This window comes from Streptomyces sp. NPDC001889 (assembly GCF_053594535.1).
In genome coordinates this window covers 240,902-266,031 of the sequence record NZ_JBSFER010000006.1, presented here as the reverse complement: position 1 = coordinate 266,031, position 25,130 = coordinate 240,902, and the positions used below count along the sequence as shown (strand labels likewise).

General features: G+C 71.9%; 20 protein-coding genes. 12 read left to right on the top strand and 8 right to left on the bottom strand.

The window, feature by feature from the left end; genetic code table 11:
- Positions 1–194 precede the first annotated feature (194 nt).
- Complete coding sequence (locus ACWCRA_RS08905) at positions 195–2,945, bottom strand: hypothetical protein (RefSeq protein ID WP_451067126.1); 2,751 nt, start codon at positions 2,943–2,945, stop codon at positions 195–197.
- A gap of 1,055 nt (positions 2,946–4,000) precedes the next feature.
- Here ACWCRA_RS08905 and ACWCRA_RS08900 point away from each other — a divergent pair.
- Positions 4,001–5,083, top strand: a complete 1,083-nt coding sequence (locus tag ACWCRA_RS08900; RefSeq protein WP_451067125.1) for an RICIN domain-containing protein — start codon at positions 4,001–4,003, stop codon at positions 5,081–5,083.
- A 202-nt stretch (positions 5,084–5,285) separates the two neighbouring features.
- Positions 5,286–6,254, top strand: coding sequence for a DUF1259 domain-containing protein (locus tag ACWCRA_RS08895; protein WP_451067124.1), 969 nt, complete (start codon positions 5,286–5,288; stop codon positions 6,252–6,254).
- Between the two features lie 252 nt (positions 6,255–6,506).
- On the opposite strand, the gene ACWCRA_RS08890 is transcribed toward ACWCRA_RS08895, so the two are convergent.
- Positions 6,507–7,190 carry a GntR family transcriptional regulator gene (locus ACWCRA_RS08890; protein WP_351542959.1) on the bottom strand — a complete coding sequence of 228 codons (684 nt, stop codon included), beginning with the start codon at positions 7,188–7,190 and terminating at the stop codon, positions 6,507–6,509.
- A gap of 143 nt (positions 7,191–7,333) precedes the next feature.
- On the opposite strand from ACWCRA_RS08890, the gene ACWCRA_RS08885 reads away from it, so the two are divergent.
- From ACWCRA_RS08885 to ACWCRA_RS08845, 9 genes are all read left to right on the top strand, one after another.
- A complete protein-coding gene (locus tag ACWCRA_RS08885) occupies positions 7,334–8,350 on the top strand; it encodes a phosphoglycerate dehydrogenase (RefSeq protein ID WP_451067123.1) in 1,017 nt (338 codons plus the stop codon).
- On the top strand, positions 8,350–9,177 hold the full coding sequence (locus ACWCRA_RS08880; protein ID WP_451067122.1) for a hydroxypyruvate isomerase family protein: 828 nt from the start codon (positions 8,350–8,352) through the stop codon (positions 9,175–9,177). Before ACWCRA_RS08885 ends, ACWCRA_RS08880 begins: the two co-directional genes overlap by 1 nt.
- Positions 9,174–9,890, top strand: coding sequence for a hypothetical protein (locus tag ACWCRA_RS08875; protein WP_451067121.1), 717 nt, complete (start codon positions 9,174–9,176; stop codon positions 9,888–9,890). Before ACWCRA_RS08880 ends, ACWCRA_RS08875 begins: the two co-directional genes overlap by 4 nt.
- Positions 9,887–11,275 carry a 3-oxo-tetronate kinase gene (gene otnK, locus ACWCRA_RS08870; protein WP_451067120.1) on the top strand — a complete coding sequence of 463 codons (1,389 nt, stop codon included), beginning with the start codon at positions 9,887–9,889 and terminating at the stop codon, positions 11,273–11,275. The genes ACWCRA_RS08875 and otnK overlap by 4 nt, the downstream gene beginning before the upstream one ends.
- The gene (locus tag ACWCRA_RS08865; RefSeq protein WP_451067119.1) at positions 11,272–11,910 is read left to right on the top strand and encodes a class II aldolase/adducin family protein; all 639 of its coding nucleotides are present in this window, start codon (positions 11,272–11,274) and stop codon (positions 11,908–11,910) included. Before otnK ends, ACWCRA_RS08865 begins: the two co-directional genes overlap by 4 nt.
- Before the next feature lie 94 nt (positions 11,911–12,004).
- Positions 12,005–12,718, top strand: coding sequence for a molybdate ABC transporter substrate-binding protein (locus tag ACWCRA_RS08860; RefSeq protein ID WP_351542942.1), 714 nt, complete (start codon positions 12,005–12,007; stop codon positions 12,716–12,718).
- Positions 12,719–12,778: 60 nt separating this feature from the next.
- Complete coding sequence (locus ACWCRA_RS08855) at positions 12,779–14,128, top strand: TRAP transporter large permease subunit (RefSeq protein WP_351542939.1); 1,350 nt, start codon at positions 12,779–12,781, stop codon at positions 14,126–14,128.
- A gap of 10 nt (positions 14,129–14,138) precedes the next feature.
- Positions 14,139–14,378, top strand: a complete 240-nt coding sequence (locus ACWCRA_RS08850) for a hypothetical protein (RefSeq protein WP_351542936.1) — start codon at positions 14,139–14,141, stop codon at positions 14,376–14,378.
- A 282-nt stretch (positions 14,379–14,660) separates the two neighbouring features.
- A complete protein-coding gene (locus ACWCRA_RS08845; protein WP_351542933.1) occupies positions 14,661–15,182 on the top strand; it encodes an RICIN domain-containing protein in 522 nt (173 codons plus the stop codon).
- Positions 15,183–15,331: 149 nt separating this feature from the next.
- Here the strand turns inward: ACWCRA_RS08845 and ACWCRA_RS08840 are convergent, their stop codons facing one another.
- The 6 genes from ACWCRA_RS08840 to ACWCRA_RS08815 form a co-directional block, all read right to left on the bottom strand.
- Entirely contained in the window at positions 15,332–15,802 is a 471-nt protein-coding gene (locus ACWCRA_RS08840; protein ID WP_351542930.1) for a ricin-type beta-trefoil lectin domain protein, read from the bottom strand.
- Between the two features lie 425 nt (positions 15,803–16,227).
- Positions 16,228–17,640, bottom strand: coding sequence for an RICIN domain-containing protein (locus tag ACWCRA_RS08835; protein ID WP_451067118.1), 1,413 nt, complete (start codon positions 17,638–17,640; stop codon positions 16,228–16,230).
- Between the two features lie 746 nt (positions 17,641–18,386).
- Entirely contained in the window at positions 18,387–20,726 is a 2,340-nt protein-coding gene (locus tag ACWCRA_RS08830) for a phospholipase D-like domain-containing protein (protein WP_451067117.1), read from the bottom strand.
- A 211-nt stretch (positions 20,727–20,937) separates the two neighbouring features.
- Positions 20,938–21,342, bottom strand: coding sequence for a hypothetical protein (locus tag ACWCRA_RS08825; protein ID WP_451067116.1), 405 nt, complete (start codon positions 21,340–21,342; stop codon positions 20,938–20,940).
- Between the two features lie 290 nt (positions 21,343–21,632).
- A complete protein-coding gene (locus tag ACWCRA_RS08820) occupies positions 21,633–22,343 on the bottom strand; it encodes a tectonin domain-containing protein (protein WP_351542920.1) in 711 nt (236 codons plus the stop codon).
- Positions 22,344–22,700: 357 nt separating this feature from the next.
- On the bottom strand, positions 22,701–23,324 hold the full coding sequence (locus ACWCRA_RS08815) for a TetR/AcrR family transcriptional regulator (protein ID WP_451067115.1): 624 nt from the start codon (positions 23,322–23,324) through the stop codon (positions 22,701–22,703).
- An 86-nt stretch (positions 23,325–23,410) separates the two neighbouring features.
- On the opposite strand from ACWCRA_RS08815, the gene ACWCRA_RS08810 reads away from it, so the two are divergent.
- Entirely contained in the window at positions 23,411–24,478 is a 1,068-nt protein-coding gene (locus tag ACWCRA_RS08810) for a saccharopine dehydrogenase (RefSeq protein WP_451067114.1), read from the top strand.
- Positions 24,479–25,130: the final 652 nt, after the last annotated feature.

Here is a 25,130-nt window from a genome sequence, read left to right as displayed (position 1 = left end):
CGCCGCCCCCGGGGCGCACACCCCGGGGGCCTTCCCGCATCGCGCCGATCCGGGACGGGCCGCCCGGCATGCCGACTCGGTCTCGCGGTGGGGCCGGCGCCGGCCCGCCGCCCGGCCCGCGCCACTCCGCCCCGACGGCCTCGACAGCCGGTCGGGGCCCGGGGGCGTCGTGTCACGGTGCCGGGGCGGACCGGTCAGGAGGCGGGCTGCTCTCCGGCGGTTTCGTGGATCTGGGCGCGGGTGGTGTCGGCCTGTTCCTGGATGCGCTGCTGTACGTGGTCGGGGACGCCCTGGTCGTGGAAGTGGGTGGTGAGGGTGTCGAGGGTGGCGTCGGCGCGTTCGAGGTCGCCCGCCTTGGCGTGGACGGTGGCGAGGCGGCGGAAGGCGGCGTTGAGGGTGAGGTTGTCCAGGCCGGTGTCCTGGTCGGTGCGGGAGGTGGTGATGGCCTCGGTGAGCTGGGTGACCGATTCGGTGATGTCCGGTTGGCGGACCTGGACGGCGCCGTCGCCGATGGTCTGGAAGTGGCGCCCGGCGTTGGCGCCGCGCGCGAGACGGGCATAGGCGGCCAGGGGATGGTCGCCGTGGCGTTCGATCAGTTCCCGGAACGCGTCGTTGCCGGCGGTGAGGTGGGGTGCGTCGGAGCCGAGGAAGGCCAGCAGGGTGCCCTGGTCGTCGCCGGTGAGGAGTTCGCCGACTTCCTGGTCGGCGCGGTCGAGCGGGGTCCGTACGCGGATGGTGCGGGTGGGGGAGACGGTGCGGGCGCCGTCGAGGCCGGTGTGGACCGCGGTGATGCGGTAGGTGCCGGGCTCCGCGAAGCAGAGGCCGTCGCTGCCGTAGCCGAGGTAGGCGGTCTCGTAGACGGCGGGGTTCGCCTCGGTGAGGGTGACGGTCCGCTCGCTCTCCCCGTGTCCGGAGCAGACGCGGGCGACGGGCCGGAAGACCCGGGTGCGGCCGTAGGTGTCGGTGATGACGACGGTGGTGCGCTCGGACGTCGGGCCGATCGCCCCGGCCACGGTCACATCCCCGGTCACCCCGGTGCGGGAGAGACGGAACTCGGCCATGACGGGTTCGCCGTAGCCGAAGACGTGTTTCCCGCCCAGGGAGAGGGCCAGGCCGGGGTCCTCGGGGCCGCCGGGCAGGACCAGCGCCGCTGAGGACTCGGCGGGGTTGATGAGTGCGGCGTTGAAGCCGTACCCGTCCCCGCCGGGTACGACGCCGCGGTAGAAGCCGTGCCGGAGGTGGCGCAGTTCGTCGTCGGTGAAGGAGAGGGCGAAGTCCTGCCAGAAGTGGCCGGCCTCCGCGCGGCTGCCGTTCCGGTAGTACGACGGGTAGTTCATCCAGGACAGGTCGCCGTAGCCGTTTTCCGGGCCCAGCAGGCCGGGCGGGGCGGTCAGATGCTTCTCCCAGGAGTGGACCAGGTTGAAGACATGCCCCAGCTCATGGACGTAGTTGAACAGCTCGAAGGCCTGGCCGATGTTCCTCTGGTCCCGCATGTTGCTGTTGAAGACGGCCATGCCCTGGCGCTGGCTGCCGAAGCCGTCGAACATGAATCCGGCCGCTTCGGGGTTGTCGGAGCTGCGGTTGGTGACGAAGGTCCATACGCGCCACTGCTCCACGTCGCGGTGGAGGCTGAAGTTGGCGGTCATGGCGGCGTGCAGCTCGGCCATGGACCAGGCCAGATCGTCGCCGGAGGTGTTGGCCACCGTGTTGACCTGGCCCGCGTTTCTCAGCTCGATACCGGCCTCGGCATAGACGGAGGCGATGGTCAGCACCCGGTTGCGGTAGCCGCGCGGCCCCTGGTGGCGTGAGGTGTCGTAGCTCTGGAAGGGGGTCTCGCCCGCCAGCGCGTCGGTCTCCAGCTCCACCGACCGCAGCCCCGGCCCCGCGTAGGAGCAGGACAGTTGCAGTGAGGTGGTGGTGCCGGGCCCGAAGAGGGCGAGGTGGGCGGTGCGTGCGGGGCTGTTCACGGCGACCCGGGGAAGCTGGACGACGATCTGGTTCCACGGTGAGCTGTTCGCCCAGGACAGGTTCTGACTGGAGACGACGAAATGGCTGCCGCCCGCCACGACACTCAGGTCGGACGCGGTACGGAAGGAGTCGGTCCAGGTGTCACCGGTGAACAGGTCCCCGCTGATCAGCCCCAGGGACCGCTCGCCCTCCAGATCCACGCGCAGCTCGATCCGCTGGTTGCCCGTGGTGCCCGTCCAGCGGCCGGTGACCGGGCGGTGGGACCCCCGGTAGTGCTCGGGGAGCGCGGCAAGGCCCGCCACACCGAGCCGGTCCAGCGCGCCGGAGGCCAGGACCCCGGTCTTCCAGTTCAGCAGAACGCCCTGGCCGCCCTTGATCAGCAGGCTCTGCCGGGTCCCGTCGGCCGCCGGTTTGTACGGCGCCACATGGTCCAGGCCGGAGCGGAAGTCCTCGGGCAGCGCGGCCCAGCCCGCGCTGCCCGACGCGTCCGGGCCGTCGGTGATCAGCGCCTCGCGCACCACGCCGGTGGACCAGTTCAGGGTGAGGACCCGCCCGCCCTTGAAGAAGTACGTCTGCCGTGTTCCGCCCGCTCCGTCGGGCGCCTGCAACAGGGCGTCGATCTCCGAGCGGTAGCCGGCCGGGAGCGCGGTGCCCCAGTTCGCCAGCGTCGTCCACGGCCCTTCGCTCAGGGTGGTCTTCTGGTCCCAGTCGTACCGGTAATGGTGGTTGCCCGAGAAGAACAGACTCTGCCGCGTCTCCCCCGCCCGGGACAGCAGCACGGCACCGAGGGCGAGCCCCCGCCCCTGGAAGCCGAACAACTCCGGCGCCAGCGCGGTGAGGTAGTCCCCACCAATCCGCTGCTGCTCGCTGACCAGAGCACCCTCCATCCCCTGGGCGAACAGCAGCCGCCACTCACTGCCCGCCGGATGCGGCAGCACCCAGCTGAAACCCGTCGCCTTGTACCGCATGAAGGCCATGACACGTACTCCTCTCAGAGAATGCGAGATCCGGGGGACGGCGCGCCACGCCCCGCGCCCGGAGCGGGGCCCGGGCGGGCTGTCGGGTGGGACGAACGCCGGGCAGGCGAGGGCAGCCACCGCCCGCGCGGGGAGAGGGCCGCCGGCCAGCGGGTAAAGAAACGGTCATGCAGAGCCGGGCACAGCAGACCACACCCCGCCTTCACCGGAAATCGAACAGAAAGCCCATTGCTGTCGCACAGAGGCGGAATGGCCAATACCTCCGCTATGAGGGGCGAGTCCGGCTCTCCCCGGGACCCGGCACGCCCCCCGACCCCGTCGCCGCCGGGCACCGCCGCACCCCGCCGCAGGGACCCGTTCCCACCAGCCCTCACCGTGCGGGCCGCCCGGACGGGCACCCTGAGCCCACCGGGGTCCGGGACTCCGCGAGAGGCCATCCGGTCCCCGCCCGCACCAGGCCGCACACCTTCCTCGCCTCCCCTCCGGCTCCGGAACAACGACCGGAACCCGTCCCCGGGACGCGGCAGCCTCCCGGCGGGGCAGCGCGGGGCAGCGCGGGGACCGCCGGGGCGGTCCGAAGCACGGCCCCGCCCGAACACCCGGACTCCTCACCGTCCGGCCGGTTCGGTGCCGGCCGGTCCGGTGCCGGCCGGTCCGGCGTCCTCCGCACCCCGCCCCCGGGCGCCCCGGTCCGCGCCGCCGGGGCCGTGCCGGACGATCCGGCGAAGGGGACGGTCGGCGGGAAACGGCCAGGTGGCCCGGCGGCGGTCCCGGCGGCGGTACGCATCCGAACGCGCCGCAGCCACCGAACGCGCGACGGACCGCCCCTGACGGCCGCGCCCGGCCGCGCCGGTCCGGAGTGCGTGCGCCGGTACGCACCTCCGGGGAAACCGTCCGCCCCGGCGCCCCGGGAGAGCCCCGCAGGAGGAGCCACGGCCGTGCGCGGGCCCGGCCAGGAATCCGCTGTGGCCGGTAAGTGCCACTTGCCGATGAATCGCACGGAGCCGGACAGTGACGGAACTCCCGCAGGCTTTGACTCTCGGAGGAGGGGCCGGATGGCCATCAGCGCCGGGCGCAGCTACGTGCTCAGGAACCGCACATCGGGCATCGTTCTCAACGTCGCCGGAAACTCGACGAACACCGGCAACAGGCTGGACACCTGGCGCCTCGACACCGGCCAGTACCGCACGAGCCAGGTGTGGCACATCTTCCCGCTGGACGGCGGCGGCCATCTGATCGCCAACAAGTACAGCGGTCTGGTGGCCACCGTCGTGGACGGCAGTATCGCGCCCTCGGCCAAGCTGGAGCAGAACACCGTGCAGACCGCTCCCACCGCGCTCCAGACCTGGCTGTTACGGGAGGCCCCGGGCGGCGGCCACCACATCGTCAGCCAGCGCACCGGCCTGTACCTGGGCCTCCAGGGCAACGCGACGGGCTCCGGGGCGCAGACCCAGCAGGACTTCTTCCACCGCCCGCCCCAGGCGACGAACGTCTGGGATCTCGAAGTCGAGGACGAGTACCGGCCGGTGCTCGATCTCGCGCCGGTACCCGCCGGCCCGGCCGACATCGGTGACGTGGTCCGGCTGACCGGCTTCGGCCGGCCCGCCCAGCAGCAGACCGCACCCGTCCTGATCGGCCAGGTCGCCCTGCCGTTCCCCCTGATCACCGACTCGGCCCTGCCACGCACCCGGCAGGGCATCGACAGCCCGTACTACCTGCTGAAACGGCACGGCTCCTGGAAGCTCGCGCACTACTGGGACCACAACGGCGCCACCCAGCAGACCAGGTCGCAGCAGATCACCGTCGGCCTCATCACCCCCAACGCGCCCGCGGTGCAGACCGCCACCGGAATCTCCGTCACCGCCGACGCGTCCTTCGTGTACACGGGATTCACCGCCTCCCTCGGCACCACGATCAGCCGGGGCCTGAAGGTCACCACCGGCTCCGGCTCCGGCGCCACGCCGGAGAGCAGCCGCACGCAGACCGTCAACCGTGTCCACCCCCAGGGCAGCCGGGTCGCCGATGCGCTCTGGCAGAAGGAGGACAAGTACACCCTGACCAGGCTCGACGGAACGGTGGTCGTCGAGTGGACCACCCGTGACCCGAACACCTTCCTCTCCGACGCCTGGTCGGGCTGACCGGCGACCCCGCCCGCCCCCGCCCGCCTCGGTCGCGGGCGAGTGCCGGCGGGGCCGGTGCGGACCGGCCCGCGAGGGCGGCGACACCGCCCGGCCGGAGAGACGGTCCGCCCGCCCGGTCCGGCGTGGCGTCCCCCGGTTCGGCGGTCCCGCTCGGTTTCATGGTCCCGGCGACTGGCTGTCCGGCGGAAGGGCTGATGCGGTGAGCGGAGTTCCGGCGCGGGGTGCGACCGATGTCCCGGCGAACCCGTCGCGCCGACGACTGCTGGCCGCGGGAGTGACGGCGCCGGTGCCGGCCTGGGCCGCTCCCGGACCGGCGGCCGCGCAGGCGCCGCCCCGGGAGCTGCCGGTGCCGACGGCGGAGGCGGACTGGAGCGGGGTGGCCGGCGTCCTGGGCCGGACGGGGACGATGCTGGACGGACTGGTCTACCGCGTGCGCTTCGCCCGCCAGGACCTGCCGGTGACCACCTACGGCGTCGGACTGTTCCCCGGCTCCTACACGGCGTTCACCCGCTACGGCGACGGCCGGACTCTGCTGATGGGCAGCCTGGCCGTCACCGAGCCCGAGGCGCAGCCCGCCACCGACGCGCTCCTCACGGGCGGCCTGGAACTCACCGCCGTCCACAAACACCTGCTCGCCCACGAACCGGCCATGTGGTGGATTCACTTCCACGGACACGCCGGGGACCCCCTCGCTCTCGCCCGCGGCGCGAAGGCCGCTCTGGCCGTCACGACCACGCCCTCCACCCCGCCGGTCGCCTCGCGGCCCGTGCTGGACCTGGACGTCGCCGCCATCGAGGAGACACTGAGCGCGAGAGGTGTCAACGACAGTGGAATCCTCCGGTTCACCTTCAACCGCCGCGAGACGGTCACCGACCACGGACGTGTCCTGCCCCCGGCCACGGGCATGACCACGCTCCTCAGCTTCCAGCCGACCGGCGCCCGCCGGGCGGCGGTCCACGGCGACTTCGCCATGACCGCCGGGGAGGTACGCCATGTGCTGACAGCCCTGCGGCGCGGCGGGATCAGCATCGTCGAGCTGCACAACCACGGCCTCACCGAGGAACCCCGGCTGTTCTTCGCCCACTTCTGGGCGGCCGGGGACGGCGCGGCGCTGGCCCGCGCGCTGCGCACGGCGCTCGACGCCACCAACACCACCCCGGCCGGCTGACCGGCGGAACCCGGCGGGGAGCCGGATACCCGGTCAGCGCGCGGCGCTCGCCCCGGGCCGGGATGCTCCGGGCCCGCGTGCGCGGCAGTCGGGGGCGGATGCGCGGGCGCGGTGCGGGTCCGGCTCTTCGGAGGGTGCTCCCCTCGGCGGACCCGGACGGGAACCCGGTGTTCCCGGCGCCCCGCCGAGCCCCACGCCCCCCGGCGGTCCCGGTGCCGGTGCCGTGTGTACGGACAGGCGAGCGGTCGCCGGTCAGTCGGCCGCCACGGCCTGGCGGTCCTTCAGCGCGCGCGACTTCGCGTTCTCGATGTGCTCCCGCATCCGGTCGGCGGCGCCCTCGGCGTCCCCGGCGGCCAGCGCGTCGTAGACGGCCGTGTGGTCGCGCGCGGGTGACTCCGCGTCGGACGAGCCGAGTTCGGTGAAGAGACGGAACCGCTGCACATGGCCGCCGAGCGAGCGGTACGCCGACTCCAGGAAGGGGTTGGCCGACTGCCTGGCGATCAGGAAGTGGAAGCGCTCGTCGGCCGACAGACAGGCGCGGACCGATGTCGAGCCGCCGCCCCCGGTCGCGCAGCGCCGCAGTTCCTCGATGCTGTCGGCCACCTCCTGGAGGAACTCGGGGGTGGTCCGGCGGCCCGCCTCGTAGGCGAGCGTCGGCTCCAGCACCAGGCGCGCGTCCATCAGTTTGATCAGCTCGGTCTCGCTGAAGAGCGGGGCCACGCGGTAGCCCTTGAGCGCCTCGCGGCGCACCAGACCCGTGTGTTCGAGCCGGGCGAGCGCCTCGCGCAGCGGGGTCTGGCTGACGTTCAACTCGCGGGAGAGCGCGCCGATGTTGAGCGGCCGGCCCGGCGACCACAGTCCGTCCATGAACTGCCCGAGCAGCACTTCGTACATCTGGTCGGCCAGGGGTTGCCGGCCGGACGGGCGCGTCGTCATGCGAGTTCTCCTTTGTCGCCCGATGGTAACGCGGCCTCTCCGCCCTGATCGACTCGCTCCTCTACCGCTATAGCGTTTCGCATAATCCTATACTATAGTCCGGATCTCTTCACTGAACGTGCCCAGAACACAGAGGACCCCTGATGACACAGCCGCCGAACGAACACGCGCTCCGTGTACTCGTGACAACGCCCTATCTCGAACCCGGCGGCGCGGTCGACCGGACGCTCCGGGAAGCAGGTCTGGAGACCGTCTTCGCCCGGCGCGCCGACCGGGAGGCCACCGGGCAGGCGCTGACGGAGTGCGTCAGGGATGTGGCGGGCATCATCGCCGGCACCGACGCCTTCACCGCCGAGGTCATCGAGGCGGCGCCCGGACTGAGGGTCTTCGGCCGCTGCGGCGTCGGCTACGACAACATCGACGTCGCGGCCGCGACCCGCCGGGGCGTCGCCGTCACCATCACCCCCGGGTCCAACCGGATATCCGTCGCCGAGCACGTTCTCGCGCTGATGCTGAACTGTGCCCGGCGCATCCCGCAGAACCTCGCCGCCGTACGCGACGGCGGCTGGACGCAGGAGAGCGGACGGGAACTGCACGGCACAACGCTCGGCGTCGTCGGCCTCGGCTCCATCGGCAAGACCGTCGCCCGCGCGGCGCTCGCCCTCGGCATGCGGGTCGTCGCGCACGACCCCCGGCTGGACGAGGACTTCCTGACCGAGACCGGCGTCGAGGCGCGACCCCTCGACGGCGTGCTGGCGGCGGCGGACTTCCTCACCCTGCACCTCTCCCTCGACGACACCACCCGGCATCTCATCGACGCCACCGCGCTCCGCCGGATGAAGCCCGGCGCGTATCTGATCAACACCGCCCGGGGCGGTGTCGTGGACGAGGAAGCGCTCGCCGACGCGATCGAGGCCGGCCGGCTGGCGGGCGCCGCCCTGGACGTGGTCGAGCACGAGCCGCTGCGGTCCGGCAGCAGGCTCCGCGCGCTCGACAGCGTCCTGGTCACCGCGCACATCGGCGCGGCCACGGTCGAGGCCCGCGCCAGGTCCGGTGACATGGCCGCCCGGCAGGTGATCGACCTGCTCACCGGACGCACCCCGGACCACCTGGTCAACCCCGAGTACGCGCACACCGCGCACACCGCCGGAGCCCGCTGATGCGGGCGCCGAACGGGCTGCGCTTCGACGCCAATCTGAAGTGGCTCTTCACCGAGGTCCCCTTCGAGGAACGGTTCGACGCCGCGGCCGCCGCCGGCTTCACCGGCGTCGAGTACGCCGACCCCTACCCGTACCCGGCCGCCCGGCTGCGCCGCCGGCTCACCGACGCCGGGCTCCACCAGGTGCTCATTAACGCCCCGATGGGCGAGCCCGGCACCCCGGAGCAGGCGGGCGTGGCCTGTCTGCCCGGCCACACGGACCGGTTCCGCGCCGATCTGGAGCGCGGCCTCGACTACGCGGTCGAACTGGGCAGCGACTTCCTGCATGTGCTGGGCGGGACACGGCCGGCCGGCGTCGACCACGACCGCGCCTTCGCCGTCCTCGTCGCCAACCTCGCCTGGGCCGCCGAACGGGCCCGGGGCACCGGAGTACGCCTGGTGCTGGAGGCGCAGAACGCCCGGGACGCACCCGGCTTCCTCCTGGACACCCAGGCACGGGCCGCGGCGGTCGTGGAGGCCCTCGGCCCGGACGGTCCCGGGCTGCTCCTCGACGTCTACCACCTCCAGGTCCAGGAGGGAGACCTCGTCTCCACTCTCCGCGCGCTGCTGCCCCGGACCGGCCACATCCAGATCGCCGACCCACCGGACCGGACCGAGCCGGGCAGCGGTGAGATCTTCTGGCCACGGATCTTCGACACGCTGCTGGACGCCTCCTACCCGGGCTGGATCGGCTGCGAGTACCGCCCGGCGAACGGCACGGCACGCGGGCTCTCCTGGGTCGCCGAACTGGCCGGAACAGCGATGACCGCACGGACGGTGACCCCATGAGCGGCGGAGCCGGCGACCGGACCCGGGACCGCGACCGGGACCGGGCACCGAGGATCGCGCTGATCAGCGCCACCCCCACCGCCGTCGGCCCGGCGGTCGCGGGACTGGCCGAGGAGTTCCCGGCGGCCGAACCCTGGAACCTGCTGGACGACCGGCTGCTCACCGACGCGCCGGACCACGGCCCGCTGCCGCCCCGCCTCGTGGACCGGATGCACCGGCTGATCGGCCACGCCCTGGCCGGAGGGGCCGACGGAGTGCTGCTGACGTGTTCGCTGTACGGCACGGCCGTGAGCGGGATCGAGACGCCGGTCCCGCTGCTGGCCCCCGACACGGCCGCCTTCGCGCGGGCGCTGGAGCTCTCCCAGGGGGGCGGCTCGGTGCTGGTCCTCGCCTCCTTCGAGGCCGCCCTGCGCGACGCGGAGTCCCGCTTCTCCGCCGCGGTCGCGGCGGCCGGCTCGGCGGCCGAACCGGTCGGTGTGGTCGCGCCCGGCGCCTTCGAGGCGGCCCGGCGGGAAGACCCGGCCGCACTGTTCGACGCACTGCGGAACGCGTGCGCTCCGCACAGCGCCGGCGCCGGCGTGGTCCTGCTCGCGCAGTACTCACTGGCGCCCGCCGCCGCGCGGCTGTCCACCGCGCTGGGCCTGCCCGTCGTCTCCGGCCCCCGGGCCGCCGCCGCGGCCCTGCGCTCCGCACTCACCGGGAGGCCCGTATGAGCGAGAACCCGGACAGCCACCCGCTGACGGACCCGGCCGGCGACCGCGCCGCACCACTCGGCGTCATCGCCGACGACTTCACCGGCGCGACGGACGTCGCCGTCGCACTGCGCCGCGCAGGACTGCGGACGCTGCTCTTCTTCGGAGTCCCGGACGGCACGGGCGGACAGGGACAGGGCCACGGAGGCCCCGGGGGCCGGCTGCCGGAACACGAGGCGCTGGTCGTCGCGTTGAAGAGCAGGATGACACCCGCGGCCGCTGCGGTCGCCTCGTCCACGGCCGCCCTGGAGTGGCTGCGCGGACAGGGCGCGGGACAGATCTACTTCAAGTTCTGCTCCACCTTCGACTCCACCCCGCGCGGCAACATCGGCCCGGTCCTGGACCGGCTGGCCGAGGCGACGGGCGCCGGTCCCGTGCTGGTGACACCGAGTTCACCGGAGCATCTGCGGACCCAGTACCACGGCTGTCTGTTCGTGGACGGCGTCCTGCTCGCCGAATCGCCGATGCGCGACCATCCGGTGACCCCCATGACGGACTCGTATCTGCCCCGGCTGCTGCGCGCGCAGACACGCGAGCGAGTGGACCTGATCGGGCTCCGCACCGTACGGGAGGGACCGGCCGCGGTCCGCGCGGCGCGGGAACGCGCCGGAGCGCGGGGCGCGCGCTACATCCTCGCCGACGGCATCGACGAGAGCGATCTGCGCACTCTCGGCAGGGCCGCCCTGGGCACACCGCTCGTCGCGGGCGCCGCCGGACTGGCCGCCGGCCTCGCGCACGCGTACGCCGAGGAACGCGCCGCCCGCCCGCCGGGCGCCGAGCGGTCCGCCGCCGGTGACGCCCGGGAGGCCGGGACCGTCCCGAGGACCCCGGAGGGCCCGGCGGCGGTGCTCGCCGGAAGCTGCTCCCGCCGCACCCTGGAACAGCTCTCCGCGCTCATCGACGCGGGCCGGCCCCGCTACTACCTGGACGCGGTGGCCACCCCCGATCCCCTGGCGCTCGCCGATGCGGCGCTCGCCTGGTACGACGCCCTGCCCCCGGGCGGCGGCGCACCCGTGCTCCACTCCTCGGTCGCCCCCGGGAAGCTGCGCGAGGTACAGCGCGAGCTGGGCGTGGAGCGGTCGGCCGCCGTGCTGGAGCACGCGACCGGACTGATCGCCGCCGGACTGGCCGGGCGCGGGGTGCGCCGGCTGGTCGCCGCCGGCGGAGAGACCTCGGGGGCGGTGGTCGCGGCACTCGGGGTGACCGGCGCGCACGTCGGCACCGAGGCCGCGCGCGGCGTGCCGTGGATTCATCCGCTGGGCGGCCGTCCGCCGGCGCTGCTGCTGAAGTCCGGCAACTTCGGCGACCCCGGCCTGCTCCTCGACGCCTCGGCGGACCCCGCGTGAGCGCGCGCCGCGACGAACCGGACCGGCGCCGGCTCATCGCCCTCGCGCGGGCCGTCGCCGCCCGTTCGCTGACCCACGGAAGCACGGGCAATGTCTCGGTCCGCGCCGGCGGACACATCCTGGTGACCCCCACCGGGTCGAGTCTGGCCACCGTACGCGCCGGGGACCTGTCGGTCATCGACTCCGACGGCGCCCATGTCTCCGGCCCGGGGCCGTCCAAGGAGGCGTTCCTGCACGCCGCGGTGTTCCGCGCCCGGCCGCACGCCGGAGCCGTGGTGCACACCCACTCCACCCACGCGGCGGCCGTCTCGTGCCTGGCCGGTGTCGACCGCCGCGACGTCCTGCCGCCGCTGACCGCCTACTACGCGATGCGCGTCGGCGGCCTCCCGATGCTGCCGTACTTCGCCCCGGGCGACAGCCGGGCCGCCGCCGCCGTCGAAGCGGTCGCCCGCGACCATGCCGCGCTCCTGCTGAGCAACCACGGTCCGGTCGCCGCCGCCGCCGATCCCGACGGCGCGCTGGCGGCGGCCGAGGAGATCGAGGAGACGGCCAAGCTCTTCCTGCTGCTCCGCGGCGCCCCCACCCGGCCGCTGACAGAGGCCCAGCGCGCGGCCCTGCGCCCGGCCTCCCCCTGACCCACCCCCCTGAAATCTCCTGAGGGAGCTGCGGGGCGCCCCGGCGGAATCCCTGCCGGAACGCCCGCCTCCCCACCCTGGTGAAAGGACGAAGATGTCCACGGACATACCGAGCACGGTGTCGCTCTTCAGCGCGCTGGCGGTGAAGAAGGCCCTCGACGACGTCATTCTCGCGGCGTTCACCGAGCGGACCGGGACCGCCGTCGACGGCGTCTACGACCCGACGAACGTGCTGTTGCGGAGAATCGAGGCGGGTGACCGGCCGGAGGTCATGGTCGCGGTGACCGGCTCCTTCCCGGCGCTCTGTACGGCGGGGGTGATCGACCCGGCCTCGGTGCGGAGCGTCGCCCGGGTCGGGATCGGCCTGGCCGTGCCGCCCGGCGCGGAGCCGCCCGCGCTCGACACCGTCGACGCGCTGGTCACGGCGCTGCGCTCGGCCCGTTCGGTCGCCTACTCGCGGACCGGCGCGAGCGGCGTCCACTTCGCCGGGCTGCTGGAGCGGCTCGGCATAGCGGAGGAGGTCAACCGGCGGGCCACGATCGTGGAGAAGGGCTTCACCGCGCTGGCCGTGGTGGACGGCCGGGCCGATCTGGCCGTCCAGCAGATGAGCGAGCTGCTCTTCGTGCCCGAGGCCGAGGTGGCGGGGCCGCTGCCGGACGGGGCCCAGCACTTCACCGAACTCTCCGCCGCGCTGGGCGCCGCGGCCACCGGCCGGGCCGAGGCCCGCGCCCTGCACACCTTCCTCACCGGGAAGGAGGCCGGAGATGCGTACCGGAACGCGGGACTCGAAGTGCTGCCGCTGGACTGAACCGCGCCCCGCCCACGAAGCGTCCTCCCCCGAGCCCCTCGTCCGCCGGGAGAGATGCCGATGAACGCGATATTCGCGCTGGTCGCCTTCATCGGGGCCATCATCGTGTGGAACGTCTGGGCCAAACGCAACATCGGCGAGGCGATGGTCGTCGGCTTCCTCGTCAGCGCGGCCTTCGCCGGCACGGACGCGCCCCGCGTCGCCTGGGAGAGCCTCGTCGAGGGGTTGCAGTCGGAGATCACCTTCGCCGCACTCGCCTTTGTCTTCGTCAGCGAGCTGCTGACGAGAACGGGGCTCGTGCAGCGGATGATCGACATCCTCAGCTCCCTGCTCGGCCGTCGCGAGGGCGGCTCCGCCTACGCGGCGACGGTCTCGGCCGGTCTCTTCGGCGCCGTCGCGCACAACGGCGCGGCGATCGTGGCGACCATCGGGTCCATCACCATCCCGTGGATGAAGCGCTCCAGGGCGAGCGGCGAGACCGCGGCGCTGATCCTCTCCGGCAACGCGGGCGTCGGCGCCACCTTCCCGTTCAGCGGCGCCTTCTTCATCCTGCTCGCGGCCCCCACCGTCACGCCGGTCCTCCAGGCGCGGGACGTGGTCGGCACGATCTTCGTCGTGGGCGCCTGGATGGTCGCGATGCGGCTGGTCATCGCCTATGTCATCGTCAAACGGCGAGGCGTGGGCGCGATGGCGCCGGAGGACATCCATCCGCTGCGCCGGTCCTTCGCGGCCGGCTGGACCTCGCTGCTGGTGCTGGCCGCGATCGCGGTGCCCATCGTGCTGACGGCTTCGCCGACCAGCGATCTCATCGGCGACCGGCTGGGCGGGCTGGACGTCTCCGACGCCGTGCCGCTGCTGGTCTGGCTGCCGGTGGTGATGCTGCTCGCCGGACTGCTGGTGGAGCGGCGGGCGCTGCCGCGCGGCGGCGGGGAGTGGTGGACGCTGCTGTCGGAGATCAGCCCCAAGCTCGGGCTGATCGGCGTCACGATGGTCTCGGCCTTCGCCGCCTCCAACGTGCTGAGCACGCTGGGGATCGGCGAGCAGCTCGCCCCGTATCTCCGCGGTCTGGAAGGGGTGCCGCAGGTTGTCGCGGCGCTCGTCGTCGGACTGGTCGTGGTGATCGTCGCGGGCCCGCTGAACACGACCTCCACGCTCGCGGCCGTCGGGCCGGTGGCCTTCGCCGCGCTGACGGCGGCCGATGTGCCGCCGTACATCGCCTTCGCCGCCGTCATCGTGTGGGCCTCCTCCGAGGGCTGCTCGCCGCCGGGCGCCGCACCGCTGTACGTGGCCGCCGGCATCGCCTCCATCAACCCGGTGCGCATCTTCGTTCCGGTGACGCTCTACTACCTCGTGCCCTCCTACCTCATGGGCGTGCTGATGGTGCTGGGAGCGGTATGGATTCCCGGATAGGAGTACGAAGATGTACACGATCTGCCTGAATGTCTCCCGCGTCCTCGTCGCGCTCTTCCTGATCGTCGGGTTCGTGGTGGTGGTGGGCCAGACGGTGGCCATCGCCGTGGGCTCCGCCGGTTTGATGACCCGCTTCGGGACCGATGTCACCGACGTGGCCTGTGTCCTGGCCGGTCTGGCCGGAGTCTTCGCCTTTCTGCTGCTCTACACGGCGGAGGGGAAGGAGAAGGCGGGTGAGTGGGAGGAGTGAGGCGTGGGGCCGGCACTGTCCGGCCGCTTCTCCGGAGCGGCCGGACGGGCGCCGGCCCCTGCCGGGCCGGGCGGAGGTTCGGAGCCGGGCGGAGGTCCGGTGGGTCGGCCCGAGGGGCCCGTGCCTCCCGCCGCGGGCGGGCCGGGTGGCCGGATTGGCGTTCTGGGCAGCGGTGGGCGGGGGTCCTTATCGTGTGGCGCACATGTCCTGAGCCCGGCCCTGGGCGAGGACCGGTGACGGTCCCGTCCCCGTGAGGGACCGCGGACGAAGCAGGGGGAGCACATGGCACACTTCCGTGACCTCGACGAGTCGCACCAGGCCCCGGACGGCGAGCTGTACATCGCTCTGGCGTCCCATCCCGCGCTGGTGTGGGACATGCCGCGGGCGTCCACGGCGCCGGGCACCGCCCCGATCATCCACACCCGCAACAACGGCGCCCACCAGCGGTGGCGCTTCGAAGTCGACCACGACAGCGGCAAGTACACCTTCTTCTTCATCGTCAACGTCCGCAGCGGCCTGGCGCTGACCGTCCAGCCGGACCGCACGATCACCCAGCAGCCGAAGGCGGCATACGAGCTGGGAGGCCGCCGGCAGCTGTGGGCCATGGGCTATCCCGGTTTCGCCGGCAGCACCTTCGACCCGGCCAAGCCCTCCCAGCCGCACCCCACCGGTTCCCAGGGCACCCGTCTGCGCATCCTCGAACACGAACCCGTCGACGTGGCCCCCGTCTCCGGCACCCTGATCGCCCTCCTCACCAGGTGGGACGTCTTCGAAACCGGCTGGACCTTCATCGCCGCGCCCTGACTCTCCCGCCGTCTCCTTGGGAAGCCCGGGAAGCCCGGGAAGCCCGGGAGGCGTGTCGTCGGCCCCGTGCGGTTCCGCGTTCCGCGCCGGTATCCGCGCATGGCTGTGCCCGGGGAGGGTGGTCCCTGCCCCGGGCACGGTGGTGAGGGTCAGACGAGTGCCAGGCTGATCTGGTCCTTGAACACCACCCAGTGCTGGCCGGGGTCATTGGTGTCACACGGCTGGCTGGAGACGTCCGGAGTGCCCCAGGCGTTGGCGAGACAGTAGGCGGAGGCGTAGTTGAGCGAGATCTGCTGCCCCTCCACGTCCCAGTACTGGCCCTCGTCGGTGGGGTCGCACGGCTTGGTGGAGATGTCCGGGGTGCCCCAGGCGTTGGCCAGGCAGTAGCCGGGCGCGTCGGTGAGGGAGATCTGGTTGCCCGAGACGGTCCAGCGCTGGCCGGGGTCGCTGGTGTCGCACGGCTGACTGGAGATGTCGGGGGTGCCCCAGGCGTTGGCCAGGCAGTACTGGCCGGGGGCCTGCTGGGCGGTGGGCGCCGCCCCGGACTCAGCGGCCGACAGGAGGGAAGCCATCGCCGCCACGGATACCAGGGCGAGGGACTTGCGGAGGGTGATTCCCATGCGCGGACTCCATTCTCGGCCCAGGTCGGGCGTGTTTCACGCGCGGCCTGGAAGGGAGGGTGCTCGGCTCGGATGCGAGCGCACGGAGATTGATATCAGTGGTATCGAGCCAGCCGATCACTGCGCGCAACGTATTCACCCAAACGCGTTATTCATGGGATGATCCGATAGATTCCGGATGGTGTGCTGGGGCCTCACGTGCCGAGTCGCGCCGAGTGCGCCACCGGCCCCGCACCGGCCCGGGCGCCGGGAGTTCCCGCGCGAGAGGGCGGCCCCGCTGCCCTCGGGGACACGGCAGAACCCGGGCCCCGCCGAAGCGTGGGGCCCGGGCCTGCCCGTGGATCTTCCGGTGTCCCGGACCGCGCGGGTCGCGGGGGAGCGGGGTCAGATCGTCCGGCTCGGATCGGCGGGTCGGATCATCGGGGTCAGACCGTCGGGGTGGGGCAGGACGCCTCGACGATCCTGCCGTTGTTCTGGAACGCCTCGCCGTTGTGCACGGTCAGGCACTTCCCGGTCCACGCGTTGGCGAAGGCGAAGCCGTTCGCATTGCCGTTGCCCACCTTCACGGGATGGATGCTCCAGAGCTGATTCCCGACCCCCCAGGAGTTCCCGCACGGCCACCACCACAGCTGCGTACCGCTCGGCGGATGGCTGCCGCCGTTGTTGGGGACGGTGAGGCAGTTGCCGGTGTTCGTCCTGATCCAGAAGTGGTTCCGGCTGTCGAACCCGGTCGGGAGGGACGCCTCCCACTGCTGACTGTTGGGCGCCGGGTTCGCGCACCCGCGCTGAGTGACCAGACCGCCCGTGGTGCCCGACTCGGCGCCGCGCACCATGCAGCGGTTCCGGTACCGGGAGTTCTCGTACTGCTTCATGCTGTTGAGAATCCAGATGCCTTCATGGGCGTAGATGAAGTTCTTGCGGTTGAGGTCCTTGGCCACCGAAATCGGGGTCACGCCGGAGCCGTCGCTCTTGTGGTAATGGTCCACCGCGATGGCGTTCGGCACACGCCCCGTGGATGCGCAGTCCTTCTCGACGCGCTGGACCAGCTTCCTGCCGTTGAACGGCCCGTCGATGAACCAGTCATCTGAATTGAATTGGTTCAGGATGAACAGCGGCGTCAGATTCCCACTGACCTTCGGGGTGTTCATCGGCTGGCTCTCGGCACGGTTCCGGCAGCCATAGGGGGTGGCCATGAGTCCATATCCGTACTGGGTCTCGACCGCGTGACCCCATGTGTACAGCAGGGAGCCCTTGACGTTCTTGCTGTCGTTGGGGTTGGGGTCGACCGAGACATTCTTCGCCTCCTTGTCCCGGAAAATCACCAGCCGTTGATCCGCGTCGACCATCTGCCGCAGGGTCGGCCAGTTGTTCTGGTAAATATTGAAGGAGGCCGGATCGAAGAGCAGCTTGGGGGCGCTCCTGTCCCACAGGAGGTTGGTGATCTCCGTCCTGAGTCTCTCCTCCGAGACGGAGTTCTCCAGGAAGATCGTGACGACCTCCTCCCGGTTCTGCTTCAGCCAGTCCACGATGGTGCGCAGCTCATTGCGGAGCAGGTCGGCGCAGTCGTGCGCGTGACAGAGCTGGATCTCGCCGCTCCGGTCGTATGTGTCGAGCATGAACCCCCGCACGCCATCGACCAGTTGGGCGTTGATGCTGCGGCCCTGGTTCCGCGCGCGGGGCGTGATTCTGCTGTCGTACGCGTAGGAATTGTGGGTGGTCACGAACGACCACTGGTCGTAGCGCGCGTTCCCGTACTTCGCGGAGGGCGCCGCGACGGCTGTGCCGGGGGCGATCAGCACGGAGGCGAGCAGGAACAAAGGGAGCAGGAGCAGAGCCATTCCGCCGGAATATCGGGAACGTTTCATGGCTGTACCGCCTTTCGGATGGTGAAGGGATGGTGGTGGGTGGGGAAGGGCCCGCCTCGGGCTGAACGCGGGAGACGTCCGGTGGGGCTCGCGCCGTCGCGGTCCGGGGTGGTCCGCGAGCGTGCTGGTGCCGCGCCCGGGGAATGCGGCGGAGAGCTGCCACCGGCACGGGAGTTCCTGTCGTTCTCCATCTCAACTCGTCCCCGTTTCCCTTGAGTTGCCGTCATGGCGTCCCGTCCGGGACGCCACCCTCTCTTTCTCCGGGGGAGGAGAGGGGGTTCGAACCGGGGAGGTTGCCCCTTCACGGGATATCGGCGGGGAACCGGTGGGCCGGCCGCACTCCGGCCCAGGGGATCGGTGGTGGAGTCCCGGTGGGGCATCCGGCCGCACGGGTTTCGGGATTCGGTCTTGCGCGCACGTCAGAACCGGTCCGGTGCTCGCTGCCGGGACCCGGAGTGTCGCGATCGTCCAGCAGCGGACGTTCCGGTGTGAGCGCGAACGCGGGGGCGTCTTCGGGGGCGGCCCGCTGTCGGGGCCGCGCGCGCGTCGAAGGACACCCGGGAGACGGTGGGGCCACCCCGCCGGCCGCGGATCTGCGAGGTCGTCCCGGACCGCGAGGCGCCGCGCCGGTCTCTGTGCCGGGCCTCCAGGGCCCGGCACGGAGACCGGTGGGTCAATCCGGCTCGTCCGGGTGGAGAACCGGGCGCCGCGTCAGGCCATCAGGCCGCCGGCACCTGGATGTTCCCCCACGTGTACCCGGCGCCCACCCAACCGCGGAACGGCGGGTTGAACGTTCCGTCCGGCCGGCCGCCGAAGATGTGCACGGCCATCTCGGGGACCGTGGTGAACCCGTACAGAGAGGCGATGTCGTCGATCCCGTCGCCGTTGAGGTCGCCGGTGGTCAGCCTCATGCGGTCGGCGGTGCCCCAGCGGTTGTCCGGGGTGTTCGTCACCTTCCACGCCTGGAAGGGGGCGTGGAAACCGCCGTCCGCCTTCGAGAGGAAGGTGTGCAGACCGACCGCGGAGCCGCCCTCGTAGTCGTACAGGGCCGCGATGTCGGCGCCGCCCTTGCCGTCGAAGTTCCCGCTCACGATGCGTGTGCGTTCCGGCGCTCCCCAGTACGAGGCACCGGTGTTGGTCGTTGTCCACGAGCGGAAGGGCGGGTTGAAGGTGCCGTCCGCCTTGGCGGTGAACGTGTGGAGGCCGAGCCCGTCGGCGGAGGAGAGGACCGCGATGTCGTCGCGGCCGTCGGGGTCGAACTTCCCGCTCACGAGCTGCATCTCGCTCGTCCGGGCGAAGCCGCTCGTGTTCTCGTACCCGGTCTTCGGTCCGGAGAAGGTGCCGTCGGAGTGGGCGAGGAAGGTGAAGATCTTCCACCGGTCGCCGTTGCCCGCGTAGGTGTAGAGCGCCGCGATGTCGTCGCGTCCGTCGCCGTTGTAGTCGCCACTGGTGAGGCGCATGCTGGTGAACCAGCCCCAGTCGGAGTTCGCGCTCCAGGACGTGGTGCCCGCGGAGTAGCGGCCGTCGGGCTTGCCGAGGAAGGTCTCCAGGGAGAACGTCGCTTTCCCGGCTTTGACGCCCTCGTCGTTCAGGGTGACGAGGTCGGGCACACCGTCGCCGTTGACGTCACCCCGGGCCGTCCTGTGGGCGGCGCCCGCGGGCGAGCTGATCACCTGGGGGGAGTTCTTGGGGTCGCGGAACGTGTTGTGCCCGGTCGTCCCGAAGGTGAACGGCCTGGCCGAGTACGGGGCCGACGAGGGTGTTTCCCGCGGGTACGTCGCCAGGAACGGAAGGGCCGTCAGCCCGTTCGCCGTCAGGTCGTTCTGCGCGCGCAGCCAGTCCCAGTTCGCCTTGAAGTCGTCGTAGATCCGTGCGTCGGTGATGCGCAGGTGCGTCTCGTCGGCGCTGGTGACGGCGGGGTTGTTGAAGTTGTCGGAGCCGGTGTGCACCACGCGGTGCGGGCCGGCGGCATCCTCCCAGGACAGGAGCGTGTACTTGGAGTGCAGCCCGCCCGAGGCCCCGTTGAGCTGGTTCATCGTGACCGCCCACACCTGGACGTCCCGGTTCGGGTGTGCCGCGTTCGGCTCCAGGGCCAGTGCCTTCTCGGGCGAGCCCGCCACCAGAATCCTGAACGCGCACCGATTGCCGCCGACGGCGCCGTTGTCGATCTTGTCCTTGATGGCGGCGTCGACCTCGGTACGGCCGCCCCACGACGCCATCGCGATGTGGACCTGCGGGCGTGTGGCGCAGTCGAGGGCTCTGATGCTCCTGGCCACCGGGTCGTTCACGACCCCGCCCTGCGTGGCCGACCGGGGGAAGCGCCAGCCGGCGGCCTTGCCCGCGTGTCCGCTGAAGTCGCCGGTCCCGCCGGCGTCGACCTGCGGCCAGATCGCGGCGGTCTCGCCCGCGATCTCCTTCGAGAGCATGGTGTCCCAGGTGTGCTCGTAGCCCTGGTGTATCTGCGCGTCGTTCGAGCTGATGAGCATGTTGTCCGCGAGCCCGGGGGACGTTTTCGACAGGTTGTGCGAGGACTGGACCGCGACGTTCGTCCGGCCGTCGGAGACTTCGCTGAACAGCCAGAACTTGTCGTGGTTGATGTCCTTGGTCTGCATGCAGCCCTTGTTGCAGAGGACCACGCGCGGCCGGTTGTCGGGGCCGTTGCCGAGCGACTGCGCCAGGCGCTGGACCTCCGGGAGTGGGACGGCGCAGTCCAGATTCGGCCCGGACCACCGGCAGCGCTCGCTGAGGACACGTACGTCGGTGCCTCTCGCCTGGGCGGCGATGAGCGCGTCGGCGATCTCCCTGTCCTCCATGATGTACAGGGACACCCGGATGCGGGAGGTCGGGGTGGCCTTGCCGATCAGCTCTTTCAGCTTGTTCTCGATGGTCCGGCCGTAGCCCGCGGTACCCGTGGGAACCGGCTTGTTGAACACCGCCTCCAGGGAGGGGGCCGCGGCAGGGGACGGCGGGTCGGCCGCGGCGGATACCGTGGTCGGCATCGACACGGCGGCGGCGGTTATGACGCTCAGCGCCAGCGAGACAAGTCTGGTGATTCTCAAGGATCCACCTTTGAGTAGACAACCATGGGCCCGCCGGAGTCCGGCGGGCCTGACGAATCCAACCGTCACTTCCTTTCTATCCTTCTGCTTCAGCCGCACCAAGACACGGCGGAGAACACACGGGTCCCGGAGGATCGCCCCATCACCACGTGATGCCCTCCGCGGCGCACCACGACGGACGGCTCGGCGAAGAGCGCGTCCGCGCCGCGGTTCACGGACGGGGTGCGCCTGCCCGGGCAGCTGCCCGGCGTGCCTGCTGACCGCGCCACCCCGCCTGGTTCAGCAGCCACAGCAGAGCCGGGATCACCAGACCCGCGGCGATGAAGGCCCAGGCGCTGTCCCGGTGCCGGCCGGTCTCGTCCACCTGCCACAGGACGAACACATTGATCGCGGCGGCGGCGGGCATATGGGTCAGCAGCACCAGCATCTCGACCGGGTGCAATGGTTCAGGCGACTTCACGCTGAGAACAACAATCATCCCGAGGAACAGGACCCAGACGCCACCTGTCCAGCCGGCGGCGAGATACCAGCCCTTCCCGGGGCCGTCCGCGAGGGTCCCGCCCCTGGCCGTCGGCTCCACGCCCAGATCGAGGACACCCACGACCGCGAGCCCCACACAACAGGACCCCACGAGGCCCACGAGCCAGATCACCCCGAAGACTCTGACGGTGTTCCACGAGAACCGCGCAGATCCGTGCCGTTCCCCCATGGCCTGGCCCCCTCCGATGCGATGGTCGTTCCATCGATTCGGATCAGTCTGGTGTACGGGACTCGGCTCGCGGCATTATCCCGCCGGCAGGCGCGAACCGTCGGGGCGAAACCGTGACACCGGCACCGGTGCCGGAGTGCTCGCGGCGCGGGCCCCCGGCCTGATCGGCCGGGGGCCCGCGCGGGGGTGGGGCGGCGTCAGCTGGGCTGGTCACCGGTGTAGCGGTAGATCTCGCCCGCGGTGTTGATGTGCCACGCCGTGCCGTCGGCGCCGGCGGCGATGTCGGTGGCGGTGCCGGGGATCTTGACCCACGGGTTGCCGCCGGCGGCGTCGTTGTTGGTGTACCGGTAGATGGCGCCGCCGGGGTCGACGCCCCACACATGGGTCCGGGAGCCCACCGCGATGCGCTTGAGGCTGCCGCTGACGCCCTTCCACGCGTTCGAGCTGTCCTGGTCGCCGGTGTACCGGTAGACCTGGTTCCCGGCGTTGACGCCCCAGACGGTGCCGTCGGCGCCCGCGCCGATGTCGCTCAGTGTCCCGGGGATCTTGATCCAGGGGTTGGTGTCGTGGTTGGTGTACCGGTGGACGGCACCGGCGGAGTCCACACCCCACACGTTCGTCCGGGAGCCCGCGTCGACACGGACCAGGCTCCCGCTGATGCCCACCCAGTTCGTCGTGGTCTGGTCGCCGGTGTACCGGTAGATCTGGTTCCCGCTGTTGACGCCCCACACGGTGCCGTCCGACGCGGCGCCGATGTCGCTCAGTGTCCCGGGGATGTTGATCCAGGGGCTGCCGTCGTAGTTGGTGTAGTGATAGACGGCGCTCGCCGCGTTCACCCCCCACACCGTCGTCCTGGACCCCGCCGAGACGGCCGTGAGACTGCCCGCGACCTTCACCCAATCCGCCATGCCGAGAACTCCCCTTCCTCGAACCGGTCAGTGACCGCCATCCTCCGCGATGCCATGGGCCCACAGACGGATGAACGACTGCCCTGCGGTCGAACAAGCCAGACACGTCAGTGTGTGAACGCCTGCCACCTGCCGGGACGAGGGCAGCAGCAGCCCGGCGGGGAGTATTTCGGCGCAAAGCCCTGTCGCACCTGTGGGGGATCGACACGGGCTCCGGCCCATGCATTCCCGTCCGCACGACCCGCCGGCCACCGGCCGTCCCGCCGAGCCGCTCCCGTACCGCCCAACGCGCCGGGACGCCTCGCTCCCGACGGCCACGAAGGCATTACCGGGACCCTGACCGCGATGTCCTTCCGTTCAGGACCCGGGTCGTCTCTCGCGGATCTCGCCGGGCTCGCGAGCCCTGGCGTCGAGACCGCCCAGGATCAGGTCGGTGAACACGGCGACCGCCTCGCCGTCGGTGGTCCGCTCCCGGTGCAGCTCGGCGGCGATCGCCTCGGCCGCACCCAGCAGGCCGACGCACCGCAGCCGGAGGGCCTGGGGCGCGAGGCCGGAGTACGGCAGCAGCGCGGTGGCCATCAGCTCCGCGTAGCCGTCGGTCAGCTCGTGCTGGACCGCCTCCATGCCCGGGTTGCCCTTCAGCGCGGCGGAAACGGCACTGAGCTCCGGCATGTCGGTGGCACAGGCGAAATAGGCGGCGCTGATGACGCGGGCGACCTCGCCGGCGCTGGGTGCGGCGTCCCGCAGCGCCTGTGTGATCGCGGCCCGGTGGCGTTCGTCGAGTCGCCGGCAGAGCGCGAGCAGCAGGCCGGGGCGAGTGGCGAAGTGGTCGTACGCGATCGGTCTGCTCACCCCGGCCGCCTCCGCGAGGGTCACCAGCGTCAGGGCGTCGGCGCCCTGGCCGCGCACGATCGCCCCGGCGGTGTCGAGCAACTGCTCGCGCCTGGCCTGCCTGGACAGACGGGTCGGTGTGGTGGCCATGGTCCTCCCTTGCGTTCCCGCTCCAATCTAAGCTACAAAACGTAGGTTACAAAATGTAGCTTCATGGATGTGAGGGGGAACCGACCGTGGAACAGCAGGAATCGGTACTGATCCTGGGGGGAACGGGCCAGGCGGGCGCGGGTGCCGCCGCCCTCCTGCGCCAGTGGCACCCGGCACTGCCGCTGACGATCGCGGGCCGTGACATCGGTCGCGCGCGGCGGGTGGCCGACGGACTCGGCGCCGCGACCGCCGCGACCATCGATCTGCGGCGCGCCGATCTCGGCCTCCCGGCCGACCGGGGCCACTCGGCGGTGGTCGCCGCGCTCTGGGACGACCGCCTGCACGGGTTGCGCTACGCGCAGCGCCGCGGGCTGCCGTACCTCAGCGTCTCCAGCGGTCTGGTGGACATCGCGCCGGAGGTCGTCGCGGGCGCCCAGCGGGCACAGGCCGCGCCGATCCTGGTGGCCAGCCACTACTGCGCGGGTACCGTCGTCCTCGCGGCACTGCGCGCGGCCCGGCGGTTCGACCGGATCGACACCATCCGGATCAGTGCCGTGCTGGACGAACAGGACACCGGCGGGCCTGCGGGAACGGCGGATCTGGAGCGGTGGTCCACGGCCACCTCGGCGGGACTCGTGCGCCGGGACGGCGTCTTCACCTGGGTCACCGGCCCCGACGCGGAGGCGGATGTGCGCAGGACCGACGGCATCGATCTGCCCGGCCAGAGCATCGCCATCCTCGATGTGCCGAGTCTCGCCCTGGCCACGGACGCGCCCCATGTCCGCTTCGACCTCGCCATCGGCGAATCCGCCGGCCGGAGCCGCGGGGAACCCGCTTCCTTCGAGGTCCGGATCGACCTCGAAGGAGCGGACCGAGGGGGAGCGCCGATCCGTACGAGCCGCTGCCTGGTCCACCCGGCGGGGCAGCGCCCCCTGACCGCGACCGGCATCGCCCTCGGTGTCGAGCGATTGCTCGGGCTGCGCGGCGAAGCCGTCCCGCCCGGCATCCACACCCCCGAGGCACTGATCGACCCGGCCTACGCGGTCGAGCGGATGACGGAGACCGGCGCCGCCTTCAACGGCTGTCACGGAGACGGCCGTTCCCACCCACTCACCGACGGTTCCGCGGATGCGGTTCCGGGGCTCCGGACCTGACAGCGGAGGGGGAGACCGGGAGCGCCGCTCCGGGCGCCCCGCCGGACAACCGCCCTGGGACCTCTTTCCCGGGGAGACGCCGGCCCCGGCCGGCGTCCGCGAGGACCGCCTCGGCGCCATCCGGCAGCCGTCCCCCTCCGCCGGCGCGGGGGCGGCGCTGCCCCTCCGCGGCCCGCCCGGGGTGGTTTCGGGCCGTTCTCCTCCTGCCGTGGCGGCGGGGTTGAGCCAGTGCCGGACGACGGGGTGCGCGGAGTCCGGGTGCGCCGGAGGGCCGGGCGGCGCGGCGTTCTCCGAAGTGGGCCGGGGTTGTTCCGGCTGCTGACGCCGCGTGCGGGGGAGTGGTGCGCCTCGGTGCTGTGCCGGGCGCCGGTGCCGGAATGGGTTCCGGTCACCGACCGGGGGCGGATCTCTCTCCGTGTGGTGGGGGTATGCGCCATTCCGCCTTCTCGCGGGATTTTTGGCTGTCTGTTCGATTTTCGGTGAGAGTCGGGGTGTGGTCGACTGTGCCGCAATCGACATGACCGCTCCTTCACCCGCCTGCCCGGGACGCGTTCGCTCTGCCCTGCCCCGGCCGGCGGTTGCTCTCTCCTGCCCAGCCCCCTGCTCCACCCGTTTCCCCCACCCGCGTTCCCCCGCGCACGAGGTGGGGCCG